20 protein-coding genes are annotated in these 19,702 nt (G+C 70.9%); 15 read left to right on the top strand and 5 right to left on the bottom strand.

The features are described from left to right. Nucleotides 1-66 precede the first annotated feature (66 nt). Together ACVW00_RS11685 and ACVW00_RS11680 are read right to left on the bottom strand one after the other, a co-directional pair. Entirely contained in the window at nt 67-795 is a 729-nt protein-coding gene (locus tag ACVW00_RS11685) for a TetR/AcrR family transcriptional regulator (RefSeq protein WP_457111066.1), read from the bottom strand. A 39-nt stretch (nt 796-834) separates the two neighbouring features. Further along, nucleotides 835-2,367 carry an ATP-dependent DNA ligase gene (locus ACVW00_RS11680; RefSeq protein ID WP_457111065.1) on the bottom strand — a complete coding sequence of 511 codons (1,533 nt, stop codon included), beginning with the start codon at nt 2,365-2,367 and terminating at the stop codon, nt 835-837. 69 nt (nt 2,368-2,436) lie between these two features. Here ACVW00_RS11680 and ACVW00_RS11675 point away from each other — a divergent pair, with 69 nt between their 5' ends. From ACVW00_RS11675 to ACVW00_RS11635, 9 genes are all read left to right on the top strand, one after another. Next, on the top strand, nt 2,437-3,375 hold the full coding sequence (locus ACVW00_RS11675; protein ID WP_457111064.1) for a DNA-3-methyladenine glycosylase family protein: 939 nt from the start codon (nt 2,437-2,439) through the stop codon (nt 3,373-3,375). Between the two features lie 300 nt (nt 3,376-3,675). Next, nucleotides 3,676-4,494 (top strand): MlaE family ABC transporter permease, encoded by an 819-nt coding sequence (locus tag ACVW00_RS11670; protein WP_457113106.1) that lies wholly within the window; start codon nt 3,676-3,678, stop codon nt 4,492-4,494. After that, on the top strand, nt 4,495-5,355 hold the full coding sequence (locus ACVW00_RS11665; RefSeq protein WP_457111063.1) for an MlaE family ABC transporter permease: 861 nt from the start codon (nt 4,495-4,497) through the stop codon (nt 5,353-5,355). Between the two features lie 4 nt (nt 5,356-5,359). Next, entirely contained in the window at nt 5,360-6,430 is a 1,071-nt protein-coding gene (locus ACVW00_RS11660) for an MCE family protein (protein ID WP_457111062.1), read from the top strand. Continuing rightward, nucleotides 6,427-7,443 (top strand): MCE family protein, encoded by a 1,017-nt coding sequence (locus tag ACVW00_RS11655; protein WP_457111061.1) that lies wholly within the window; start codon nt 6,427-6,429, stop codon nt 7,441-7,443. The genes ACVW00_RS11660 and ACVW00_RS11655 overlap by 4 nt, the downstream gene beginning before the upstream one ends. Nucleotides 7,444-7,516: 73 nt before the next feature. Continuing rightward, a complete protein-coding gene (locus tag ACVW00_RS11650) occupies nt 7,517-8,485 on the top strand; it encodes an MCE family protein (RefSeq protein WP_457111060.1) in 969 nt (322 codons plus the stop codon). Then, complete coding sequence (locus ACVW00_RS11645) at nt 8,485-9,558, top strand: MCE family protein (protein WP_457111059.1); 1,074 nt, start codon at nt 8,485-8,487, stop codon at nt 9,556-9,558. The genes ACVW00_RS11650 and ACVW00_RS11645 overlap by 1 nt, the downstream gene beginning before the upstream one ends. Continuing rightward, entirely contained in the window at nt 9,555-10,631 is a 1,077-nt protein-coding gene (locus ACVW00_RS11640) for an MCE family protein (RefSeq protein ID WP_457111058.1), read from the top strand. The genes ACVW00_RS11645 and ACVW00_RS11640 overlap by 4 nt, the downstream gene beginning before the upstream one ends. Beyond that, nucleotides 10,628-11,725 carry an MCE family protein gene (locus tag ACVW00_RS11635; protein ID WP_457111057.1) on the top strand — a complete coding sequence of 366 codons (1,098 nt, stop codon included), beginning with the start codon at nt 10,628-10,630 and terminating at the stop codon, nt 11,723-11,725. The genes ACVW00_RS11640 and ACVW00_RS11635 overlap by 4 nt, the downstream gene beginning before the upstream one ends. A 7-nt stretch (nt 11,726-11,732) precedes the next feature. Here the strand turns inward: ACVW00_RS11635 and ACVW00_RS11630 are convergent, their stop codons facing one another. From ACVW00_RS11630 to ACVW00_RS11620, 3 genes are read right to left on the bottom strand one after another with little or no spacing between them, the layout of a single operon-like run. Continuing rightward, nucleotides 11,733-12,272 carry a carboxymuconolactone decarboxylase family protein gene (locus ACVW00_RS11630; RefSeq protein WP_457111056.1) on the bottom strand — a complete coding sequence of 180 codons (540 nt, stop codon included), beginning with the start codon at nt 12,270-12,272 and terminating at the stop codon, nt 11,733-11,735. Further along, complete coding sequence (locus ACVW00_RS11625) at nt 12,269-13,150, bottom strand: SDR family oxidoreductase (RefSeq protein WP_457111055.1); 882 nt, start codon at nt 13,148-13,150, stop codon at nt 12,269-12,271. The genes ACVW00_RS11630 and ACVW00_RS11625 overlap by 4 nt, the downstream gene beginning before the upstream one ends. A gap of 49 nt (nt 13,151-13,199) precedes the next feature. Next, complete coding sequence (locus ACVW00_RS11620; protein ID WP_457111054.1) at nt 13,200-14,459, bottom strand: phospholipase D-like domain-containing protein; 1,260 nt, start codon at nt 14,457-14,459, stop codon at nt 13,200-13,202. 94 nt (nt 14,460-14,553) lie between these two features. Between ACVW00_RS11620 and uvrB the strand changes: the two genes are divergently transcribed. The 6 genes from uvrB to ACVW00_RS11590 all read left to right on the top strand — a co-directional run bounded on the left by uvrB (nt 14,554) and on the right by ACVW00_RS11590 (nt 19,687). Beyond that, entirely contained in the window at nt 14,554-16,689 is a 2,136-nt protein-coding gene (gene uvrB / locus ACVW00_RS11615; RefSeq protein WP_457111053.1) for an excinuclease ABC subunit UvrB, read from the top strand. A 37-nt stretch (nt 16,690-16,726) separates the two neighbouring features. Beyond that, nucleotides 16,727-16,978, top strand: coding sequence for a DivIVA domain-containing protein (locus ACVW00_RS11610; protein WP_457111052.1), 252 nt, complete (start codon nt 16,727-16,729; stop codon nt 16,976-16,978). Continuing rightward, nucleotides 16,978-17,370 carry an MmcQ/YjbR family DNA-binding protein gene (locus ACVW00_RS11605; protein ID WP_457111051.1) on the top strand — a complete coding sequence of 131 codons (393 nt, stop codon included), beginning with the start codon at nt 16,978-16,980 and terminating at the stop codon, nt 17,368-17,370. The genes ACVW00_RS11610 and ACVW00_RS11605 overlap by 1 nt, the downstream gene beginning before the upstream one ends. After that, nucleotides 17,367-17,819, top strand: coding sequence for a VOC family protein (locus ACVW00_RS11600; protein ID WP_457111050.1), 453 nt, complete (start codon nt 17,367-17,369; stop codon nt 17,817-17,819). Before ACVW00_RS11605 ends, ACVW00_RS11600 begins: the two co-directional genes overlap by 4 nt. Nucleotides 17,820-18,032: 213 nt before the next feature. Continuing rightward, nucleotides 18,033-18,806, top strand: a complete 774-nt coding sequence (locus ACVW00_RS11595; RefSeq protein ID WP_457111049.1) for an MlaE family ABC transporter permease — start codon at nt 18,033-18,035, stop codon at nt 18,804-18,806. Nucleotides 18,807-18,877: 71 nt separating this feature from the next. Further along, on the top strand, nt 18,878-19,687 hold the full coding sequence (locus tag ACVW00_RS11590; RefSeq protein ID WP_457113105.1) for an MlaE family ABC transporter permease: 810 nt from the start codon (nt 18,878-18,880) through the stop codon (nt 19,685-19,687). Nucleotides 19,688-19,702: the final 15 nt, after the last annotated feature.

Below are 19,702 nucleotides of genomic sequence, written 5' to 3'. Positions count from 1 at the left end.
CCGGCTATCACTTGCGCCGCCTCGGCGAGCTGCCGGCTTTCGTCTGCGCCGCCTCGGCGACGTGGGTCAGCCCTTGGTGGTGGCGAGCGACACCGCGGTGCTCACCAGGAACTCGCGGACCTGCTCCCCGGAGATCCGGGAGATGGCCGGGATGCCGGGCGCGCTCTCCTTGACGACCATGCCGATCCGGGCGAGCTGCATCGCGCCGAGCCCGGTGGCGTACATGTAGTTCGCCATCAGCACGGTGTCGCCGCGGTGGAACTCCCCGGATGCCACGCCGTCCTCGAGGGTCTGGATCAGCGTGCGCAGGCAGGACGTGATGGCCCGTCCGAGGCGGAGCAGCGCGCCCTCGCTGACCTGCTCGAGGAGCTCGGGCCCGGGCCGGCGCATGAGGGTCTGGGCGCAGTCGATGAACGCGGGGTACTCGAAGCCGTAGTCCACGAAGGCTCCGACGACCGCGCGCAGGCGCGCGATCGGGTCCGACGGGTGCTCGGCCGCCGCCTGCTCCAGGCGGTCGCGCAGCTCCTCGAGGTAGCTCTCCACCGCGAGCGCGAAGAGCTCCTCCTTGCCGCTGAAGTGCCGGTAGATGATCGCCCGGTTGATCCCGACGGCGCGCGCGATGTCGTCGATCTGCGCATCGCGCACCCCGGACTCGTCGAACAGTCGCCGGGTGGCCGCCAGGATCTGCTGCTCGCGGCTGCGCCGGCGGGCGGCCGCCGCCGACTGCCGGCTCGGCGAACGACGGGGAGCCGCGACTTCGGCGCCTTCGCGATCCTCCGGCCGGGCTGGGCTCATGCGGCGATGTTAGTGCAACTCCGGTTTACACCGGCTGTCTCACGGCTCGGCGCCGTCGGCCGGCAGCACCGGTCCGGACAGCGAGCGCACGGTCCCGATCGTGTCGGCCTCCTCCGCAGACTTGTCCTCCCGGTAGCCGAGCACCCGGGCGAAGCGCAGCGCCAGTCCACCGGGATAGCGCGTCGAGCGCTGCAGGCCGTCGAAGGCGATCTCGACGACCTGCTCGGGTCGCACGTGCACGACGTGGCCCTCGCGGTGCGTCTCGAGCGCGAGGAAGCGCTCGGTCTGCCAGGCGAGCATCGCGTCCGTCATCCCCTTGAACGTCTTGCCCACCATCACCCAGCCGTCGCCGTCACGGGCACCGAGCCAGATGTTCGACAGCCAGCCACGGCGCCGACCGCTGCCCCACTCCACGGCGAGCACGACCAGGTCGAGGGTGTGCCGCGGCTTCACCTTGACCCAGGCCGAGCCCCGGCGGCCGGCTTCGTACGGCGCGTCGAGCTGCTTGAGGATCACGCCCTCGTGGCCGCCGGCGACCGTGCGCGCGAAGAACTCGGCGACCTCCTCGGCGTCGTCGGTCTCGAGACGGGACGTGCGCATCTCCGGAGGGACGACGAGGTCGAGCCGGGCGAGGCGCTCGCGGCCCGGCCGCTGCACCAGCGACTCACCCTCGTGGGCGAGCAGGTCGAAGAAGAACGGGTGCACCCGGTCGGACCGCTCGCGTGCCGACGTCCGCGAGGCCGTCTCCTGAAACGGTCTCGGGGTGCCGTCGTCGGCGAGCGTGAGGGCCTCGCCGTCGAGCACCAGATCGCCGCCCGGCAGTGCCCGCACGCTCTCGACGACGTCGGGCAGCCGCTGGCCGATCTCGTCGAGGCTGCGGGTGAAGACGAGGACCTCGTCGTCGCGCCGGTGCACCTGGATCCGGATGCCGTCGAGCTTGGTGTCGACGACGAGGGGCAGGCTGCCGACCTTCGCCACGCCGTCGGACACGTCGGGCGAGGCGGACGCGAGCATCGGCCGCACCGGTCTGCCGACCTCCAGGTCGAAGGCCGCCAGCGCCTCCTCGCCGCCGGTAAGAGCGGCCACGGCGATCGGTCCGGTGAGCGCACTGAACATCGCCGCCCGCCGCACGGCGGTGGCGGGCACTCCCGCTGCCTCGGCGATCGCGTCGAGCACGACCGAGTCGAGCGCGCCCTGCCGCACCTCGCCGGTCACGAGCCCGCGGAGGTACTGCTGCTCGTCGGCCGTGAGGCGGCCGAAGAGGGCGCGCACCGCGTCGCGCCTGGCGGTCCCGGACCCCTCGCCGGACAGCTCGGCGATCGCCTCCAGGGCCTCGTCGACCTCCGCAACGCCGACGCTCGCCGTGTCGGCAGGCGGCGGCAGCTCTGCCAGCCCGCGCCAGCCGACGCCGGTGCGCCGCTGGCGCAGCGTGCCGGAGAGGTACGCCGTGACGGTCTCCACCTCGTCGGCCGGCGTCTGGGCGAGCAGGCCCGCGAGCAGGCCGCGCTTCTCGATGCGGGAACGGGTCGCCGCGACCTGCTGGGAGACGGACACGAGGCGGGCGAGCTCCATGGCCGCCATCCTGCCCGAGCGCACCGACACCGCCCACCGAGCGGGGGAGGGCGGCACTAGATTGGAGCGGTGAGCCCGACCGTCCCGCGCACCCGCACCTGGCGGCCCGACTGGCCGTGCCCGGCGGGCGTGGTGCTGGGCGTGCACCGTCGGGGCGGCGGTGATCCGACGTACCGGGTGCTGCCCGACGGCAGCCACGCCCGCGGCATTCGCACACCGTGCGGGGTCGCGACGCTCGCGGTCTCGGTCGCTCCCGGCACGGCCGAGGTGCATGCCCGCGGGTGGGGACCCGGCGCCGACTGGGTGCTCGACCGGCTGCCGCGGATGCTCGGCGCCGACGACGACCCCACCGGCTTCGAGCCGCCTGCCCAGCTGGCACAGGTCTGGCGTCGGCACCGGCACTGGCGGCTCGGTGCGACCGACCTGGTGATGGAGTCGCTGGTGCCGACGATCATCGAGCAGAAGGTGACCGGCCAGGAGGCCTTCGCCGCCTTCCGGCGCCTGGTACGCCGCTACGGCGAGCGTGCCCCCGGGCCCGCGGAGCTCGACCTCTGGGTGCAGCCCGACCCGGCGACGCTGCGGACGATCCCGTCGTGGGAGTGGCTGCGGCTGCCCGTCGACGGCGGCCGGTCGCGGCCCCTGCTCGCAGCCGCCCGCGTCGCCTCGTCCCTCGAGCGTGCCGGAGCCGCCTCGCCCGCCGAGTTCGACCGCAGGCTGCGCAGCCTCTCCGGCATCGGGGTCTGGACGAGCGCCGAGGTGCGCTCGACCGCCCTCGGCGACCCCGACGCCGTGAGCTTCGGCGACTACCACGTCGCCAAGGACGTCGGCTGGGCGCTGGTGGGGGAGGCCGTCGACGACGACGGGCTCGCCGAGCTGCTCGAGCCGTACCGGCCGCACCGCCACCGGGTGCAGCGGCTGGTCGAGCTCGCCGGGCTGGGCCGGCCGCGGCGTGGTCCGCGGATGGCGCCGCGCACGCACCTGCCGGTGCGCCGGGGTGGTCTCGTCTGATCGCTCGCTGGCGCTCGCTGCTCGACCAGCGGGTTGCGGGGGTCTCGTCTGATCGCTCGCTGGCGCTCGCTGCTCGACCACCGGGCGCTTGGGTCTAGCGGAATGTAAACGCGTGTGACAGTCTGCGTTACGCGAACTTGTGGCACGTGCGGCCCGTCGGTCAGAGCCTTGTGGAGATGACAGCAGTACTGGCACAGTCGCGCTGACAACGGTATGTGTCCTGCGTAACTCCCACGTCGTCCGCGACGTTGCGCAGGGTGCATCGTCCCGAACACCCGACCGGGAGGCAGCGTGAGCTCGATGGCCGTCGCCGGCCGGTCCGGCATCGCCTCCATGCGGGCGCGCTCGCGCAAGGGCGTCGAGACCAGCGGGAAGCTGGCCGTGCTCGCGGTCGAGTCGGTCGTCGCCGGGGTGAGCGACATCGTCGCCCGGAGGTTCTCGTGGTCGGAGTTCATGCTGCAGGCGTGGTTCATGACCCGCGTCTCGCTGCTGCCCACGATCCTGGTCGCGATCCCGTTCGGCGTGATCATCTCGGTGCAGATCGGCGCTGTCGCCAGCCAGGTCGGCGCCACCTCGTTCATGGGAGCGGTCAACGGGATCGGCATCCTGCGGCAGGCGGCGCCCCTGGTCACCTCCCTGATGATCGCCGGGGCCGTCGGCTCGGCCATCTGCGCCGACCTGGGCGCCCGCACGGTGCGAGAGGAGATCGACGCCCTCAAGGTCATGGGGATCTCCCCGGTGCAACGGCTGGTGGCCCCGCGCGTCCTCGCCGCGTTGACGGTGGCGCTGCTGCTCACGGTGATCGTGTCGATGACCGCGATGGTCACGGCGTACATCCTCAACGTGGGTGGCGGCAGGGTGAGCTCGGGTGCCTACATGGACTCGTTCGTGGCGTTCAGCCAGCCGACCGACTTCGCGCTGGCGGAGTTCAAGGCGCTCGTCTTCGGCTTCATCGCAACGATCGTCGCGGCGCACAAGGGACTCACCGCCACCGGCGGCCCCAAGGGTGTCGCCGACGCGGTCAACCAGGCGGTCGTGCTCAGCGTGATCCTGCTGGCGGTCGCCAACGTCGCGATCACGCAGGCCTACGTGATGCTCGTGCCGCAGGGGATCGCGTAGATGAGCCTCCAGGTCGGTGCGCGGGCACAGCTGTCCGACGCGGTGGTCCGGGTGGTCGACTCCGTCACCGGCACCCTCGCGCAGGTCGGCGACTTCGCGACGTTCGCCGGCCGCACCCTGCTCGCACTCCCGGCGACCGTGCTGCTCTACCACCGCGAGGCGCTGCGCCAGCTCAAGGACATCGCCTGGGGCAGCGGCGCCCTGGTCGTGGGCGGCGGCACGATCGGGGTGATGGTGCTGCTCGCGCTGTCCGCCGGTACGTCGCTGGGCATCGAGGGCTTCAACGGGCTCGAGATCGTCGGCCTCGCGCCGCTCACCGGCTTCGTCTCGGCGAGTGCGAACACCCGTGAGCTCGCGCCGCTGATCGCGGCGCTCGCGCTGGCGTCCCAGGTGGGCTGCCGGTTCACCGCGCAGCTGGGCTCGATGAAGATCCACGAGGAGGTCGACGCGCTGGAGGTGATGGCGGTCGAGCCGATGCGCTACCTGGTCAGCACGCGGGTGATCGCCTGCGGCATCGCGATCGTCCCGCTCTACCTCGTGGGCCTGATCGGCTCCTACGTCGCCTCGATGCTCTCCGTCGTGGTGATCTTCGGGCAGTCGCCGGGCCAGTACGACCACTACTTCTCGACGTTCATCGACGGCGGTGACGTGTTCAAGTCGGTCGTGAAGATCCTGGTCTTCGCGATCGCGATCACGCTGATCCACTGCTGGTACGGGATGCGGGTGGGTGGCGGGCCGCAGGCCGTCGGCGAGGCCACCGGGCGCGCGATCCGGGCGAGCATCGTGGTGATCGTCGTGCTCGACATGATCATGACGCTGGTGTTCTGGGGCAGTGACTCCGGCTTCCGGATCTCCGGTTGAGCCGATGACGACAGCGAGGACCCACGGACGGCCGCGGCGCGAGCTGCGGCGGCGCGACCACGCCCGGCGAGGGCTGGTCGCCGTGGTCGGGTTCGCCCTCGTGCTGGCGCTCGTCTGGCTCAAGTCGTCGGGCGCCGTCGGCGGTCCCGACCGCGTCGAGGCGCAGCTGGCCAACGCCGGCGGCTCGCTCGGCTCGGGCGCCGACGTCAAGGTGCGCGGCGTGATCATCGGCAAGGTCGACGGCATCCGGCGCGGGCCCGACGGCGGTGTCCGGGTCGGGATCGCGGTGCGCGGTCACCGCCTCGCCCAGGTGCCCGACAACGTGGTCGCCCGGATCCTGCCGGCGACGGTCTTCGGTACGTCGTACGTCGACCTGGTCACCAGCGGCCCGGCGTCCCCACGGCCGCTGCGCGCCGGAGCGGTGATCCCGGCGGACACGACCCAGGACACCCTCGAGCTGCAGCAGGCGCTCGACGACATCGACTCTCTGGTCAAGGCGCTCGGGCCGGCCGACCTGGCGTCGGCGATCGGCTCCGTCGCCCAGGCTCTCGACGGCAGGGGCGGCCGCCTCGGCACGACGATCGACCTGGCCGACGACTACCTGGGCCGGCTCAACCCGAAGATGCCGCAGGTGCGCGACGACGTCCGCAAGCTCGCGGCCAACCTGGAGCTCGTCGCGGAGGTCGCTCCGGACCTGCTCGCGGCGACCGGTGACGCGATGGCGACCGCCCGCACGATCGTGGCCGAGAAGGCGGCGATCGCGACCGTGCTCGTCGGCGCGACGGCGCTGACCACCCAGGCCGACGCGTTCCTGCGCGCGCAGCAGTCGGGCCTGATCAGGTTCATCCAGAACTCCGCGCTGCTGCTCGACGTCGTGCACGCGAACCGGGCCGCCGGCATCACCGGAGCGATCCAGACCAACACCATGCTCGCCGCCAAGCTGGCGACGGTCATCCAGGACGGTTTCGTCAAGACGGTGACGACGTTCCTGATCGACGTACCGCCCTACTACACCGCCGCGGACTGCCCGAGGTTCGGCGCGGCGCGCGGCGACAACTGCGGGAGCAACCCGTGATCGCCGGGTTCCGCTGGATCGTGGTGAAGTTCACCGCGTTCGTGCTGGTCAGCGTCCTGCTCGCCGTGGTGCTGCTCAACACGATGCTCAACGGCGTGCACGGCGACACCCGGTCCTACCGCGCCGACCTCGCCGACGTCGCCGGGCTGCGCTCCGGCGACGACGTCCGGGTCGCCGGCGTCCGCGTCGGCCGGGTGCAGGACATCAGCGTCGGCAGGCACGGTGCCGAGGTGCGCTTCCAGGTCGCCGCCGAGCAACCGGTGCTGGACACCACGAAGATCGTGATGCGCTACCAGAACCTCCTCGGGCAGCGGTACCTCGCCCTGGTACAGGGGCCCGACCGCGGAGCCCGGCTGGCGCCCGGAGCGACCATCCCGTTGTCGCGGACCAGCCCGGGCTTCGACCTGACCGAGCTGCTCAACGGCTTCCGGCCGCTGTTCGAGGCGCTGCGGCCCGACGACGTCAACGCGCTCGCGACGTCCCTGGTCAAGGTGCTCCAGGGTGAGGGCGGCACCGTCGAGTCGCTGCTCGCGCAGACCGGGCGGCTCACGAACTTCCTCGCCGATCGCGACACCGTGGTCGGCCAGGTGCTCGACAACCTGACGCCGGTGCTCGCGGACCTGGCCGGGCACGGCACCGAGCTGCAGTCGACGGTCGAGGAGCTCCGGGCGCTGATGACCGGGCTGGCCCGCGACCGGAAGTCGATCGGCGCCTCGATCGACGGGATGAGCCAGCTGATCGGATCGACCTCCGACCTGCTCCAGCAGGCCCGGGTGCCGACGGTGCGCGCGGTGAAGCGGTTCCGCACGGTCATGGACCTGTTCATGGCCAACAAGCCCGGGTTCGTGGCCGCCCTCGGCTCGTTCGGCTCGACGCTGGCAGCGCTCGGGCGGGCGAGCTCGTACGAGAACGCGGTGAACATCTACCTCTGCTCGGTGATCGTCAACGTCGGCGGCGCCACCCTCAACCTCAACGGCAGCGGCAACGGACCGTGGAGCGAGGTGTGCAGATGAGCGAGCGCAGCGAGCGAACGATCCAGGCCCGTGCGCGGGCTTCATGCGCGCCCGCAGCGAAGCGAGGACGGGCATGAAGGCGCTCGGACGCCGGGACCCGTTCCGGGTCGGCCTGGTCACGATCGCCTTGGGGGCGGTCGTCTGCCTCCTGGTCGTGCTGGTCACCTTCGTCTCCTTCGGCACGCGGTCCTACACCGCCGTGCTGGCGCAGACTGCCGGCCTCCGCTCCGGCGAGGACGTCGAGGTGTACGGCGTACCGCAGGGCAAGGTGAAGTCGATCCGGCTCGCGGGTGACGTCGTCGAGGTGCGGTTCGTGCTCGACAAGGGAGTCGAGCTCGGAGACCGGTCGACCGCGGCCGTCAAGGTCGCGACCCTGCTCGGCACCCACTACCTGGCCGTGACGCCTGCGGGCAGCGGCCGGTCGGACAGGATCCCGCTGTCGCGGACCTCGGTGCCGTTCAACCTCCAGGACGTGCTGGAGAAGGGCACCGCGAACCTCGAGCAGCTCGATCCGGCGCTCCTCGCGCGGGCACTCACCGAGGCGAGCAAGACCCTGACGGCCACGAACGACCAGATCGGACCGGCGCTGACCGGGATCGCCCGGCTCTCGGAGGCGGTCCAGAGCCGCAGCCAGCAGACCGGCGAGCTCCTCGCGGCAGCTCGCGGCGTGACCAGCCAGCTGTCCGCCAGCAGCACCGACATCGTCGCGCTCATGCGGGAGGCGAACCTGGTGATCGGCGAGATCACCCAGCGTCGCGATGCGATCCACACGCTGCTGACCGAGACGACGACGCTTGCGCAGAACCTCGGCGCGGTGATCGACCAGACCCGCGAGGACATGGCGCCGGCCTTCCGGCAGCTGAACGCGGTGCTGAGCACGCTCCACGAGGAGGACGCCACCCTCAAGGAGGTGCTCGGCAAAATCGCGCCCACCGTGCGCTACTTCGCGAACGCCACCGGCAACGGCGCCTGGGCCGACCTGTGGCTGAAGGACCCGGCGCTGCCGCCGGACGACGTCGGCTGCAAGCTGGGGGGCTGCTGATGAGGAGCAGTCGCAGGTCGCTGAACAGGCTCGTCGGCATCGTCGTCGTCGCGGCCCTCGCGCTGGGGCTCTCGGGCTGCACCGCGCTGCCCGGCCGGACGATCACGGTCACCGCCCTGATGGGGGACTCCGCCGGCCTGTTCGTCGGCAACGACGTCGGAGTGCTCGGCGTACCGGTCGGCACCGTGACCTCCATCAAGCCCGAGGGCACGCACGTGCGCGTGACGATGTCGATCGACCGGGACCAGCCGGTCCCCGCCGACGCCGGTGCGGTCGTCGTGGCGCGCTCGGTCGCGACGGACCGGTACGTCGAGCTCACGCCGGTCTACCACTCGGGCCCGCGGATGCGGGACGGTGCCGTGATCCAGCAGCAGCTGACCCGCACGCCGGTCGACTTCGACGAGGTGCTGGAGGCACTGAACGACTTCGCGACCGGCATCGCCGGCCAGAAGGGCACCCGCAACGCCATCGCGAACATCCTGCGCGAGGGCTCGCAGGCGGTCGACGGCAAGGGCGCCCTCTTCAACAGGGCGGTCACGTCGCTGGGCGGGGCGGTGGACTCTATCTCGGGCCAGCGCGAGGACATCGCCGGCACGGTGAAGTCGCTCGACACGCTGACCTCGACCGTCGCCAGCCACCAGCAGCTCGTCCGCGACTTCGTGACCCAGGTGAGCCAGGCCAGCACGCTGCTCGCCGACGAGCGCGGCAACTTCCGCAGTGCCATGCGTGCGCTGGGCCGGGCCGTCGCCCTGGTCGCCGACTTCGCCCACCAGAACCGGCAGCAGCTGGTCCGGGCCGTGGACCAGAGCTCCGGGGTGATGCGCTCGATCCTGACGAAGCGCGACGACCTCACCGAGATCCTCCGGGTGATGCCGGTGACGCTGCAGAACCTCCAGGCCACGCTGCACCACGGGCGCGTCCGGGTCCGGGTCGACCCCCTGGTGCTCACCCCGCTGCCGACCCTGCTCAAGCCGCTCTGCAACGCGACGCAGACCGACTTCTGCTCGCTGTTCGGGCCCTCCCTGCTCAACCTCCAGAACCTCATCGACCTCCTCACCGGGAAGCAGCGATGAGCCGGCTCGCGGTGCTGGGCGCCGGGTTGCTGGGGCTGGTGATCCTGGTGGCCGGCTGCGGTCCGACGATGGCCGACCTGCCGCTGCCCGGATCCGGCGTCAGCGGCGACACGATCGCGGTCAAGGTCGAGTTCGACGAGGCGCTCAACCTCGCGCGCGGCGCACAGGTCCGGGTCAACGGGGTGAGCTCGGGCAAGGTCCGCTCGGTCAGCACCCGGGACTTCAAGGCGATCGTCGTCCTCGACGTACGCCGCTCCGCAGCGATCCGCGCGGATGCGACCGCACGGCTGCGCTACACGACTCCGCTCGGCGAGCTGTTCGTCGAGGTCACCAACCCGGCCACCGGAACCCTCCTCGAGGACGGCGCGCTCCTGCCCGTGAAGCAGACGACCACCGCGCCTACCGTCGAGGACGCACTCGCGTCGGCCTCGCTGCTGGTCAACGGCGGTGGCCTCAACCAGATGCAGACGGTCACCCAGGAGCTCAACGCCACGCTGGGGGGACGCGAGGACACCGTCCGCGAGCTGATGCAGCGATCGGACACCTTCCTCACCGAGGCGAACGCGACGACCGCGGACATCGGACGCGCCCTCGACGCACTGGCCACGGTGTCGAAGGTGCTCAACGAGAACCGGGCCACCATCGACGCGGCCATGACCGACATCCGGCCGGCGGCGCGGGTCCTGCGGAAGAACACGCCCGGCCTGACCCGGCTGCTCGCGAAGCTCACGGAGTTCTCCGGGACGGCCAACCAGGTCGTCGGCGCCACCCGCGACCAGATCCTGCAGATGCTGCGGGAGGTGTCGCCCGTGCTCGACCAGCTGAACGCCAACCGGGACACCCTCGGTCCGTCCCTGAAGGCGCTTGTGGCGCTCAACGACGAGCTCAACCAGGCGATCCCGGGTGACTACGCGAACATGAAGCTCGAGATGCAGCTGGACAAGGTGACCCTGCCGAACCTGCTCGGAGCCCCGGGCGGCGCCGCCGATCCCGGTACGACGCCCAGCGGCACCAACCCGGTGAACGACCTGCTCTCCACGCTCCTCGGACCGCTGCTCGGAGGTGGCCGATGAGGAACGTCTCCGCGATGCTCCGGGACCGCCTGTGGCAGAGCCTCATCGGGGTGCTGCTCGTGCTCGTGCTGGCCCTGGCCTACCTCTTCGGCTCGGTGCTCGACCGGCCGCTCGTGCGGGGCACCACGACGGTCCGCGTCCAGCTGGCCGCGACAGGAGGGCTCTTCGAGGGCGCCGCGGTCACCTACCGCGGCGTGAAGGTCGGCAAGGTGAGGTCGATCAACCTCAGCCCCGACGGCGTCGTCGCGACGATCCTGCTCACGTCGAAGGACCGGATCCCCGTGCAGTCGGTCGCCAAGGTGCGCAGCCTCTCGCCGGTGGGCGAGCAGTACCTCGACTTCCAGCCGCGCACCGCCGCCCGGCCGTTCCTGCACGACGGGTCGGTGGTGCCGGCGAGCGCGACCGACCTGCCGAAGACCCTCGCCTCGACGGTGATCAGTGTCAACAAGCTGCTCGGCCAGGTCGACGACCAGCAGCTGCACACGCTGCTCTCCGAGCTCGCGACCGGGCTCGGCGGCACCGGTCAGGACGTCGGCAAACTGGTCGACCAGGGTGCTGTGCTGCTCGCCGAGCTGGACCGGCTGTGGCCGGAGACGGACCGCCTCATCGACAACAGCTCGCCGGTGCTCGACATCGGGATCTCGAAGGCCGACGACATCAGGCGCCTCGCCTCGTCGTCGCGGAAGTTCGCCGCCTTCCTGAAGAGCTACGACCCCGAGCTGCGCAAGACCCTCGAGGACGCGCCCGGGCAGGTCGAGCAGCTGCAGGCGCTGGTCGGTGACGCCGACACGGTCCTCCCCGGCTTCCTCGGCACGGCGGTGCCCTTCACCGAGCTCTTCGCCGCCTACGCGCCCCACCTCGGGGTCATCCTGGCCACCTATGCGCCCGGTCTGGGCGTCCTCGGCGACGCGATCCGCGACGGCGAGCTGCTGATCGAGGGCATCCCGCAGCGCAGCCCCAGGTGCGACTACGGCACGGCGCGGCGCGACCCGAAGGACCCCGAGCGCCGCCCGCTGGTCACCGACGGACACTGCCCCACGTCGGCGGAGCACCTGCAGCGCGGCGCCGCGCACGCGCCCGGGCCGGTGGACTGAGCCGCGCTCAGCGACGCGGGTCCGGCTCCAGCCGCAGGGTCATCAGCGTGGTCGCGAGCATGTCGTAGTGCCCGACCAGCAGGAGCAGCTCGACCAGCGTGCGCTCGTCGTACGCCGCCCGGAGCTCCGACCAGGTCGGGTCGGAGAGGTCGCGGGTGGCGAGCAGCTCCTCGGTCGCCCGGATCAACAGCCGCTCGTGGCCCTGCCAGCCGTCGGCGGCCGAACCCGCCCGCACCCGCTCGACGTCCGCCGGGGTCACGCCGGCGCGGGCGCCCAGGCGCACGTGGTGCTCGAGCTCGTAGTCGCACCCGCGCAGCGACGCCACCCGCAGGATCACCAGCTCGGTCTCGCGCCGCGGCAGCCTGCCGCCGGGCATCAGCCGGCCGGCGAAGTGCAGCCACCCCCAGAACAGCCCTCGGCCCCTGCCCAGGGTGGTGAAGATCGCCGGTGGCGCGGTGCCGGTCGCCCGGCCGGCCAGGCGCGTGAACAGCCAGATCGGCAGGCCGAGCTCGCGGCGCGACCCGGGGGCGATGCGTGCCGGGCTCATGCGTCCTCCCGGACGGCGCGACCGACCTGGGGGAGCGCGCGGTTGGCGGCGAGGTTCATGACCTTCATCGCGAGCACGTACGCCGGTGGGAACCACCGCTGCAGCAGGTGCACGAACCTGATGTCCGGCGAGGTGTAGACCCAGTACCGGTTCCGGCGTACGCCGCGCAGGATCGCCTGCGCCGCGTGCTCTGGCGTCACGGCGCGCTTGCGGAAGGCGGCCTGGAACCGCCGGAACTGCGGTGTCGCGTTGTCCACGCCGGCGATGCTCACCGTCTCGGTCAGCCCGGTGTCGACGCCGCCGGGGCACACGAGGCTCACCCCGATCCGGTGCCGGGCGAGGTCGAAGCGCAGCACCTCGGAGACGCCCCGGAGACCGAACTTGCTCGCCGAGTAGGCGGCGTGCCAGGGCATCCCGATGATCCCGGCGGCCGACGACACGTTGACGACGTGCCCGCCACGCCGGGCCTCGATCATCGGCGGCACGAGGTACTCCAGGACGGCGATCGGACCCATCAGGTTCACGTCCACGACCCGCTGCCAGGTCCGGTGCGGCATCGCGGTGATCGTGCCCCACGACGCGATGCCGGCGACGTTCATCACCACGTCCATCGCGCCGTGCAGCTCGGTGATCTCGGTGGCCAGCGCCCGCACGGCTTCGTGGTCGGCGAGATCGGCCGGGGCGGCGTACGCGACCTCGCCGCCGGCGGCACGCACCTCCTCGACCACCCGCAGCAGGCCGGGCTGGTCGACGTCGGTGAGGAAGAGGACCGCACCCTCGCGAGCCAGCGCGAGAGCCGTGGCGCGTCCGATCCCGCTGGCCGCACCGGTGAGGAACACGGACTTCTCACGCAGGTCGCGTACGGGCGCTCGCAGCATGCAACGCACCCTAGCCCGGTTGGTGTAAACGCGGGTTACATCTCAGCGGTCAGAGCAGGTGCCGCAGCGGCCGCAGCACGCCCTCGGTGAACCGGCGGTGGATGCCGCGGGCGTTCCAGGTGCGCGCGGTGAGGAACGACGACTGCTCGAGGTCGGTGGCGAAGACCGCCTCCATCACCTCGGCCATCCCCGGGTCGATGAACTCGACGTTGATCTCGTAGTTGCCCGTCATGCTGAGCCGGTCGATGTTCGCGGTGCCGACCGTCGACCAGTTGCCGTCGATGGTGGCGGTCTTCGCGTGCACCATCGCGCCCTCGAAGCGGTGGATCTCGACCCCGGCGGCCAGCAGCTGGCCGAAGTAGCCGCGCGAGATCCAGTCGGCGACGACGTGGTTGGACGTCCGCGGGACGAGGATCTTCACGTCCACCCCGCGCCGCGCGGCCGCGGTGAGCGCCTCGACGAAGTCGGGGTCGGGGATGAAGTAGGCGTGCGTCATCCAGATGTTGCGCCGAGCCCGGTTGATCGCCTCGAGGTACATCGCCCGGATCGGGAACATCCAGTGCCGGGGGAGGTTCCGGTGCAGCCGGATCCGGGGCTCCCAGGCCGCCTCGGTGGTCTCGAGGAGCAGCGGCCGGCGGCCGTGCCGGTGCTCGTTCCAGAAGTCGGCGAAGCTGCGCTTGAGGTCCCACACCGCCGGGCCCGTGATCCGCACGTGGGTGTCCCGCCACTCGGTGGCGTACGCCGTGCCGATGTTGAACCCGCCCACGAAGGCGACGTCCTCGTCGACGATCATCACCTTGCGGTGCTCCCGGCCGTAGCGGCGCAGGTCGAAGAAGCGCCAGCCGGCGTTGTAGATCGGGTAGCGGAGCACCCGCAGCACGTGCGGGAAGCTCTTGAACCGGGGGTCGACGACGATGTTGGCGAAGGCGTCGTAGATGACGTAGACCTCGACGCCACGCTCGGCAGCCTCGGTGAACGCCCGCTTGAACCGCTCGCCGAGCTCGTCGCCCTTCCAGATGTAGGTCTCGAACAGGACCATGTGCCGGGCCGACCCGATCGCCTCCAGCATGTCGTCGTACAGGTCGCGGCCGTAGGTGTAGGTGGTGACGACCCCGTCGCCGATCTTCACCTCCCGAGGCGGCAGCGTCGTGAACGGCTGCGGCTTCTTGCCGCGGCGGCGCCACGAGTCGACCAGGGTCAGGCTCAGCGCCAGCACCAGCTGGACGCCGAAGATCGTCAGCAGCGTGCGCCGGACGACCGGCCAGATCTCCCGGCCGGCGAAACGGACCGCGCGGTAGCGCCTGCTCACGCCAGAAATCTAGCGGGCGCCCGGACCCGGCCCCCATCGCCGCGCGGTCGCGCGAGCGTGCGGTCCTGTCGGTGGACCGTCGTAGGCTCGGCGCATGCGCCCTGTCACCGATCTCGAGCGCCGGGTGGCGCCCCTCGAGGTCATCTCCGACTACGTCCCCTCCGGCGACCAGCCTGCTGCGATCGCCGACATCGACAAGCGCATCAAGGGCGGCGAGAAGGACGTCGTGCTGCTCGGCGCGACCGGCACCGGCAAGACCGCGACGATCGCGTGGGTCGCGGAGCGGCTGCAGCGGCCGTTGCTCGTGATGCAGCCCAACAAGACCCTCGCGGCCCAGTTCGCCAACGAGCTGCGCCAGCTGATGCCGAACAACGCGATCGAGTACTTCGTCTCGTACTACGACTACTACCAGCCCGAGGCCTACGTCCCGCAGACCGACACCTACATCGAGAAGGACTCCTCGATCAACGAGGAGGTCGAGCGGCTGCGGCACTCCGCGACCAACTCCCTGCTGACCCGGCGCGACGTCATCGTGGTATCCACGGTGTCCTGCATCTACGGCCTCGGCACCCCCCAGGAGTACGTCGACCGGATGCTGCGGCTCCGCGTCGGGCAGGAGATGGACCGTGACGGCGTCCTGCGCCGGCTCGTCCAGATCCAGTACACCCGCAACGACCTCGCCTTCACCCGCGGCACCTTCCGGGTGCGTGGCGACACGCTGGAGATCTTCCCCGTCTACGAGGAGCACGCCGTGCGGGTGGAGTTCTTCGGCGACGAGATCGAGCGGATGATGACGCTGCACCCGGTGACCGGTGAGGTGCTGACCGAGGACAAGGAGCTCTACGTCTTCCCCGCGACCCACTACGTCGCCGGGCCGGAGCGGATGGAGCGGGCCATCGCCGGCATCGAGGCCGAGCTCGAGGAGCAGGTCGCTTTCTTCGAGCGGCAGGGCAAGCTGCTCGAGGCGCAACGGCTGCGGATGCGCACGTCGTACGACGTCGAGATGATGCGCCAGGTCGGCTCGTGCTCCGGCATCGAGAACTACTCGATGCACATCGACGGCCGCAACCGGGGGAGTGCGCCCAACTGCCTGCTGGACTACTTCCCCGAGGACTTCCTCCTCGTCGTCGACGAGTCGCACGTCGCGGTGCCGCAGATCGGCGGCATGTACGAAGGCGACATGTCGCGCAAGCGCAACCTCGTCGACCACGGCTTCCGGCTGCCGAGCGCGATGGACAACCGGCCGCTGAAGTGGGAGGAGTTCCTCGACCGGATCGGCCAGACCATCTACCTCTCGGCGACCCCTGGCGACTACGAGCTGTCCCGGGTCACCGGACCCGACGGCCGCGCCCAGGTGGTCGAGCAGATCATCCGGCCGACCGGCCTGATCGACCCCGAGGTGATCGTCAAGCCCACGAAGGGGCAGATCGACGACCTGATCGGCGAGATCAACATCCGGGTCGAGCGCAACGAGCGCGTCCTGGTCACCACGCTGACCAAGAAGATGTCCGAGGACCTCACCGACTACCTGCTGGAGAACGGCATCCGCACGCGCTACCTGCACTCCGAGGTCGACACGCTCAAGCGGATCGAGCTGCTGCGTGACCTCCGGCTCGGCGAGTACGACGTGCTGGTCGGCATCAACCTGCTCCGCGAGGGCCTCGACCTCCCCGAGGTGTCCCTGGTCGCGATCCTCGACGCCGACAAGGAGGGGTTCCTGCGCTCCGACAAGTCCCTGATCCAGACGATCGGCCGCGCCGCCCGCAACGTGTCCGGGCAGGTGCACATGTACGCCGACCGGATCACGCCCTCGATGGAGAAGGCGATCGAGGAGACCAACCGCCGCCGGGCCAAGCAGGTCGCCTACAACACCGCCCACGGCGTCGACCCGCAGCCGCTGCGCAAGAAGATCGCCGACATCACCGAGATGCTGGCCCGCGAGGACGAGAACACCCAGGAGCTGCTGGCCACCTGGCAGGGCACCGGAGCCCGCGGCGACCGGAGCAAGAAGGCGCCGGTCCCGGGGCTGAGCCGGCTCGGGCAGGACCGCAGGACGATGCCCGACCTGGCCGGCCTGCCCTCCAGCGACCTCGCCGAGCTGGTCCAGCAGCTCACCGAGCAGATGCACGCCGCGGCCGCGGAGCTCCAGTTCGAGGTCGCCGCCCGCCTCCGCGACGAGATCTCCGAGCTCAAGAAGGAGTTGCGCCAGATGATGGAGGCGACGAGATGAGCGCCGCTCCGGTGACCGCGATGCCGTGCGAGAGCCGGTGAGCGAGTCCTACGGCGACCTGGTCGAGGAGATCACCACGGCCAGGTTCACCCCGGTGCGGATCCGTGAGGGCTACGACATGGGCGACGTCGACGACCTTCTCGACGAGCTGGTCGCGGCGCTGGGGCGCGGCGAGCCGGTGGGCCCGCTCATCGACCGGGTGCAGCTCGGCCACGTGCGGCTGCGCGAGGGCTACGACAGCGGTGAGGTCGACGAGTTCCTCGCCCGGCTGCGGGTGCGGGCCGGCTGATGGAGGTCGGCGCCCTGCAGGAGCACTGCCTCGCCCTCCCGGGCGCCTGGCCCGACAACCCGTGGGACCACGACCACCCGGTGATCAAGGTCGGCGCCGGAGAGCGCGGCAAGATCTTCGCCTTCCTCGGCGCCGACTCCGTCGGCGTCAAGGCAGGCCCCAACCGCGACGTCGCCGACGAGTGGCTCGACCGCCATCCCGGTGACGCCACGGTGATGCGCTACATCGGCCGTTCGGGCTGGAACTCCCTCTCGCTGGCCGGCGCGATCCCCGAGGAGGAGCTCCTCGAGGCGGTCGAGGAGTCCTACCGGCTCGTGGTGACCGGGCTGCCGCGCAAGCATCGCCCGGCCGGCTGGGAGACGGTCGGCACTCCACCGCAGGAGGCCCGATGATCGGACCGGTCCCGACCCGCACCGTCCAGATCACCGTCGACTGCGCCGACCCCGGAGCGCTCGCCGTGTTCTGGGCCGCCGTGCTCGGCTACGACGTCCAGCCGCCGCCGGCCGGGTTCGACACCTGGGATGCCGCGCTCGATGCCTGGGGCGTCCCGGCCGACCAGCGCAACGAGCGCTCCGCGGTCGTGCCGCCGCCGGGTGCCGACGGTCCCCGGGTCTTCTTCCAGCGCGTCCCGGAGCCGAAGACGGTGAAGAACCGGGTCCATCTCGACGTCCGGGCGGCGCCCGGTCTCGAGGGCGACGACCGCATGTCCGGGCTCGAGCGGGAGTGCGAGCGACTCGTCGGCCTGGGTGCACGGCGGATCGCTCGCTACGAGCCGGGTGGCATCGAGGCCGGGCACATCGTGATGGCCGACCCCGAGGGCAACGAGTTCTGCCTGGACTGACCGGGCTCGACAGGCCTCGCCGCACGGAGTACGCGTGCCCCGGCCTGCCCGGATCGACATCAGCACGCCAGGGGCGTGACCGAACCCGGACATAGTCGTTGATTTTGGTACAGGTCGGGGTGGCTGGTTGCGGCAAACGAGAACGTGTTCTAGGTTTGACGCTCGCATCGCGCCCCCGTGTCGGTGTCCAGGCGAGTCCGAGGGAGGTACGGCGTGGCGATCTCCGTCGCCTCCGTGGTGCGCGGCCCCGGCGAGATTGCGGCGATGGTCGTCGACGTCACCAAGGCCGTCTTCACCAGCCGCTTCCAGCTGCGTGAGTTCATCGAGCAGGCCTGGTTCATCACCAGCGTCACACTGATGCCGACGATCCTGGTCTCGATCCCGTTCGGCGCGGTGATCGCGCTCCAGGTCGGCAACCTCACCGGCCAGCTCGGTGCCCAGTCGTTCGCCGGGGCCAGCGCGGTCCTCGCCGTCGTCCGCGAGGCAGCGCCGATCGCGGCTGCGCTGATCATCGCCGGTGCGGCGGGGTCGGCGATCTGCTCGGACATGGGCGCGCGCAAGATCCGCGAGGAGATCGACGCGATGGAGGTGCTCGGCGTCGACCCGATCGAGCGGCTGGTCGTGCCCCGCGTCCTCGCGACGGTGTACGTCGCGGCGATGATCAACGGCATCGTGGTGGCTGCCGGCATCGGCGGCGGCTACTTCTTCACGGTGATCGTCCAGGGCGGCTCCGCGGGTGCGTTCCTCTCCTCCTTCACGGCGCTCGCGTCGCTCGTCGACCTGATCGTCAGCATGATCAAGGCGGTGCTGTTCGGCTACCTGGCCGCGATCGTGGGTGCCTACAAGGGCCTGAACGCCGGTGGCGGCCCCAGCGGTGTAGGTCGCGCGGTCAACGAGTCGGTGATCATCGCGTTCATGCTGCTGTTCGCCCTCAACTCGATCATCACGGCGATCTACTTCCAGGTCGTCCCGCAGAACGGGCTGTGACCGTCATGGCCGAGTCCGTCCCGCAGCCGAGACCCTCCTTCGGGGAGCAGGTCTCCGAGGTCGGCGTCGAGATGGCGCGCCAGTCGCGCGCCCGGATCGAGGAGCGCGGCGACCAGCTGCTCTTCTACGTCAAGGCGCTCGCGTGGACCCCGCGGGCGATCGCCCGCTACAAGCGCGAGATCCTGAACACCCTCGCCGAGGTGGCGTTCGGCGTCGGCGGCCTGTCGGTGATCGCCGGGACCGTCGGCGTGATCGCGTTCATGGCCTTCTTCGCCGGCACCGAGGTCGGCATCCAGGGGTACGCGTCCCTGAGCCAGATCGGCGTGGCGAAGTTCACCGCGTTCATCTCGGCGTACTTCAACACCCGCGAGGTGGCGCCGCTGGTGTCGTCGATCGCGCTGGCCGCGACCGTGGGCTGCGGCTACACGGCCCGGCTCGGAGCGATGCGGATCTCCGAGGAGATCGACGCCCTCGAGGTGATGGGCGTGCCGTCGCTGCCGTTCCTGGTGACCACCCGGATGATCGCCGGCTTCATCGCGGTGATCCCGCTCTACATCGTGGCGCTGTGCGCGTCGTACCTGGCTCCGCGGCTGATCACCACGCTGATCTACCACCAGTCCGCCGGCACCTACGACCACTACTTCATCCAGTTCCTGCCGCCGATCGACATGCTGTGGTCCTTCGGCAAGCTGATCGTGCTCGCGGTGGCCATCATCCTGATCCACTGCTACTACGGCTACACCGCCTCGGGCGGGCCCGCGGGCGTGGGGACGGCCGTCGGCCGTGCGATCCGCAGCTCGATCGTCACCGTCGTCGTGGCCGACTTCTTCCTGAGCTTCGCGATCTGGGGCTCGACCACCACCGTGCGGATCACGGGGTAGCAGAAGGTCATGACT

The organism is Marmoricola sp. URHA0025 HA25 (assembly GCF_054059435.1).
The sequence above is the reverse complement of the archived record's forward strand: the minus strand, read 5'-3'. Positions and strand labels throughout refer to the sequence as shown.

Bases quoted from the DNA above. Each gene is read 5' to 3' on its own strand.
- ACVW00_RS11645 (WP_457111059.1), top strand. From the start codon at position 8,485: ATGAGGAGCAGTCGCAGGTCGCTGAACAGGCTCGTCGGCATCGTCGTC.
- ACVW00_RS11680 (WP_457111065.1), bottom strand. From the start codon at position 2,367: ATGGAGCTCGCCCGCCTCGTGTCCGTCTCCCAGCAGGTCGCGGCGACC.
- ACVW00_RS11685 (WP_457111066.1), bottom strand. From the start codon at position 795: ATGAGCCCAGCCCGGCCGGAGGATCGCGAAGGCGCCGAAGTCGCGGCT.
- ACVW00_RS11640 (WP_457111058.1), top strand. From the start codon at position 9,555: ATGAGCCGGCTCGCGGTGCTGGGCGCCGGGTTGCTGGGGCTGGTGATC.
- ACVW00_RS11660 (WP_457111062.1), top strand. From the start codon at position 5,360: ATGACGACAGCGAGGACCCACGGACGGCCGCGGCGCGAGCTGCGGCGG.
- ACVW00_RS11635 (WP_457111057.1), top strand. From the start codon at position 10,628: ATGAGGAACGTCTCCGCGATGCTCCGGGACCGCCTGTGGCAGAGCCTC.
- ACVW00_RS11625 (WP_457111055.1), bottom strand. From the start codon at position 13,150: ATGCTGCGAGCGCCCGTACGCGACCTGCGTGAGAAGTCCGTGTTCCTC.
- ACVW00_RS11590 (WP_457113105.1), top strand. From the start codon at position 18,878: ATGGCGCGCCAGTCGCGCGCCCGGATCGAGGAGCGCGGCGACCAGCTG.
- ACVW00_RS11605 (WP_457111051.1), top strand. From the start codon at position 16,978: ATGGAGGTCGGCGCCCTGCAGGAGCACTGCCTCGCCCTCCCGGGCGCC.
- ACVW00_RS11670 (WP_457113106.1), top strand. From the start codon at position 3,676: ATGGCCGTCGCCGGCCGGTCCGGCATCGCCTCCATGCGGGCGCGCTCG.
- ACVW00_RS11600 (WP_457111050.1), top strand. From the start codon at position 17,367: ATGATCGGACCGGTCCCGACCCGCACCGTCCAGATCACCGTCGACTGC.
- ACVW00_RS11665 (WP_457111063.1), top strand. From the start codon at position 4,495: ATGAGCCTCCAGGTCGGTGCGCGGGCACAGCTGTCCGACGCGGTGGTC.
- ACVW00_RS11630 (WP_457111056.1), bottom strand. From the start codon at position 12,272: ATGAGCCCGGCACGCATCGCCCCCGGGTCGCGCCGCGAGCTCGGCCTG.
- uvrB (WP_457111053.1), top strand. From the start codon at position 14,554: ATGCGCCCTGTCACCGATCTCGAGCGCCGGGTGGCGCCCCTCGAGGTC.
- ACVW00_RS11650 (WP_457111060.1), top strand. From the start codon at position 7,517: ATGAAGGCGCTCGGACGCCGGGACCCGTTCCGGGTCGGCCTGGTCACG.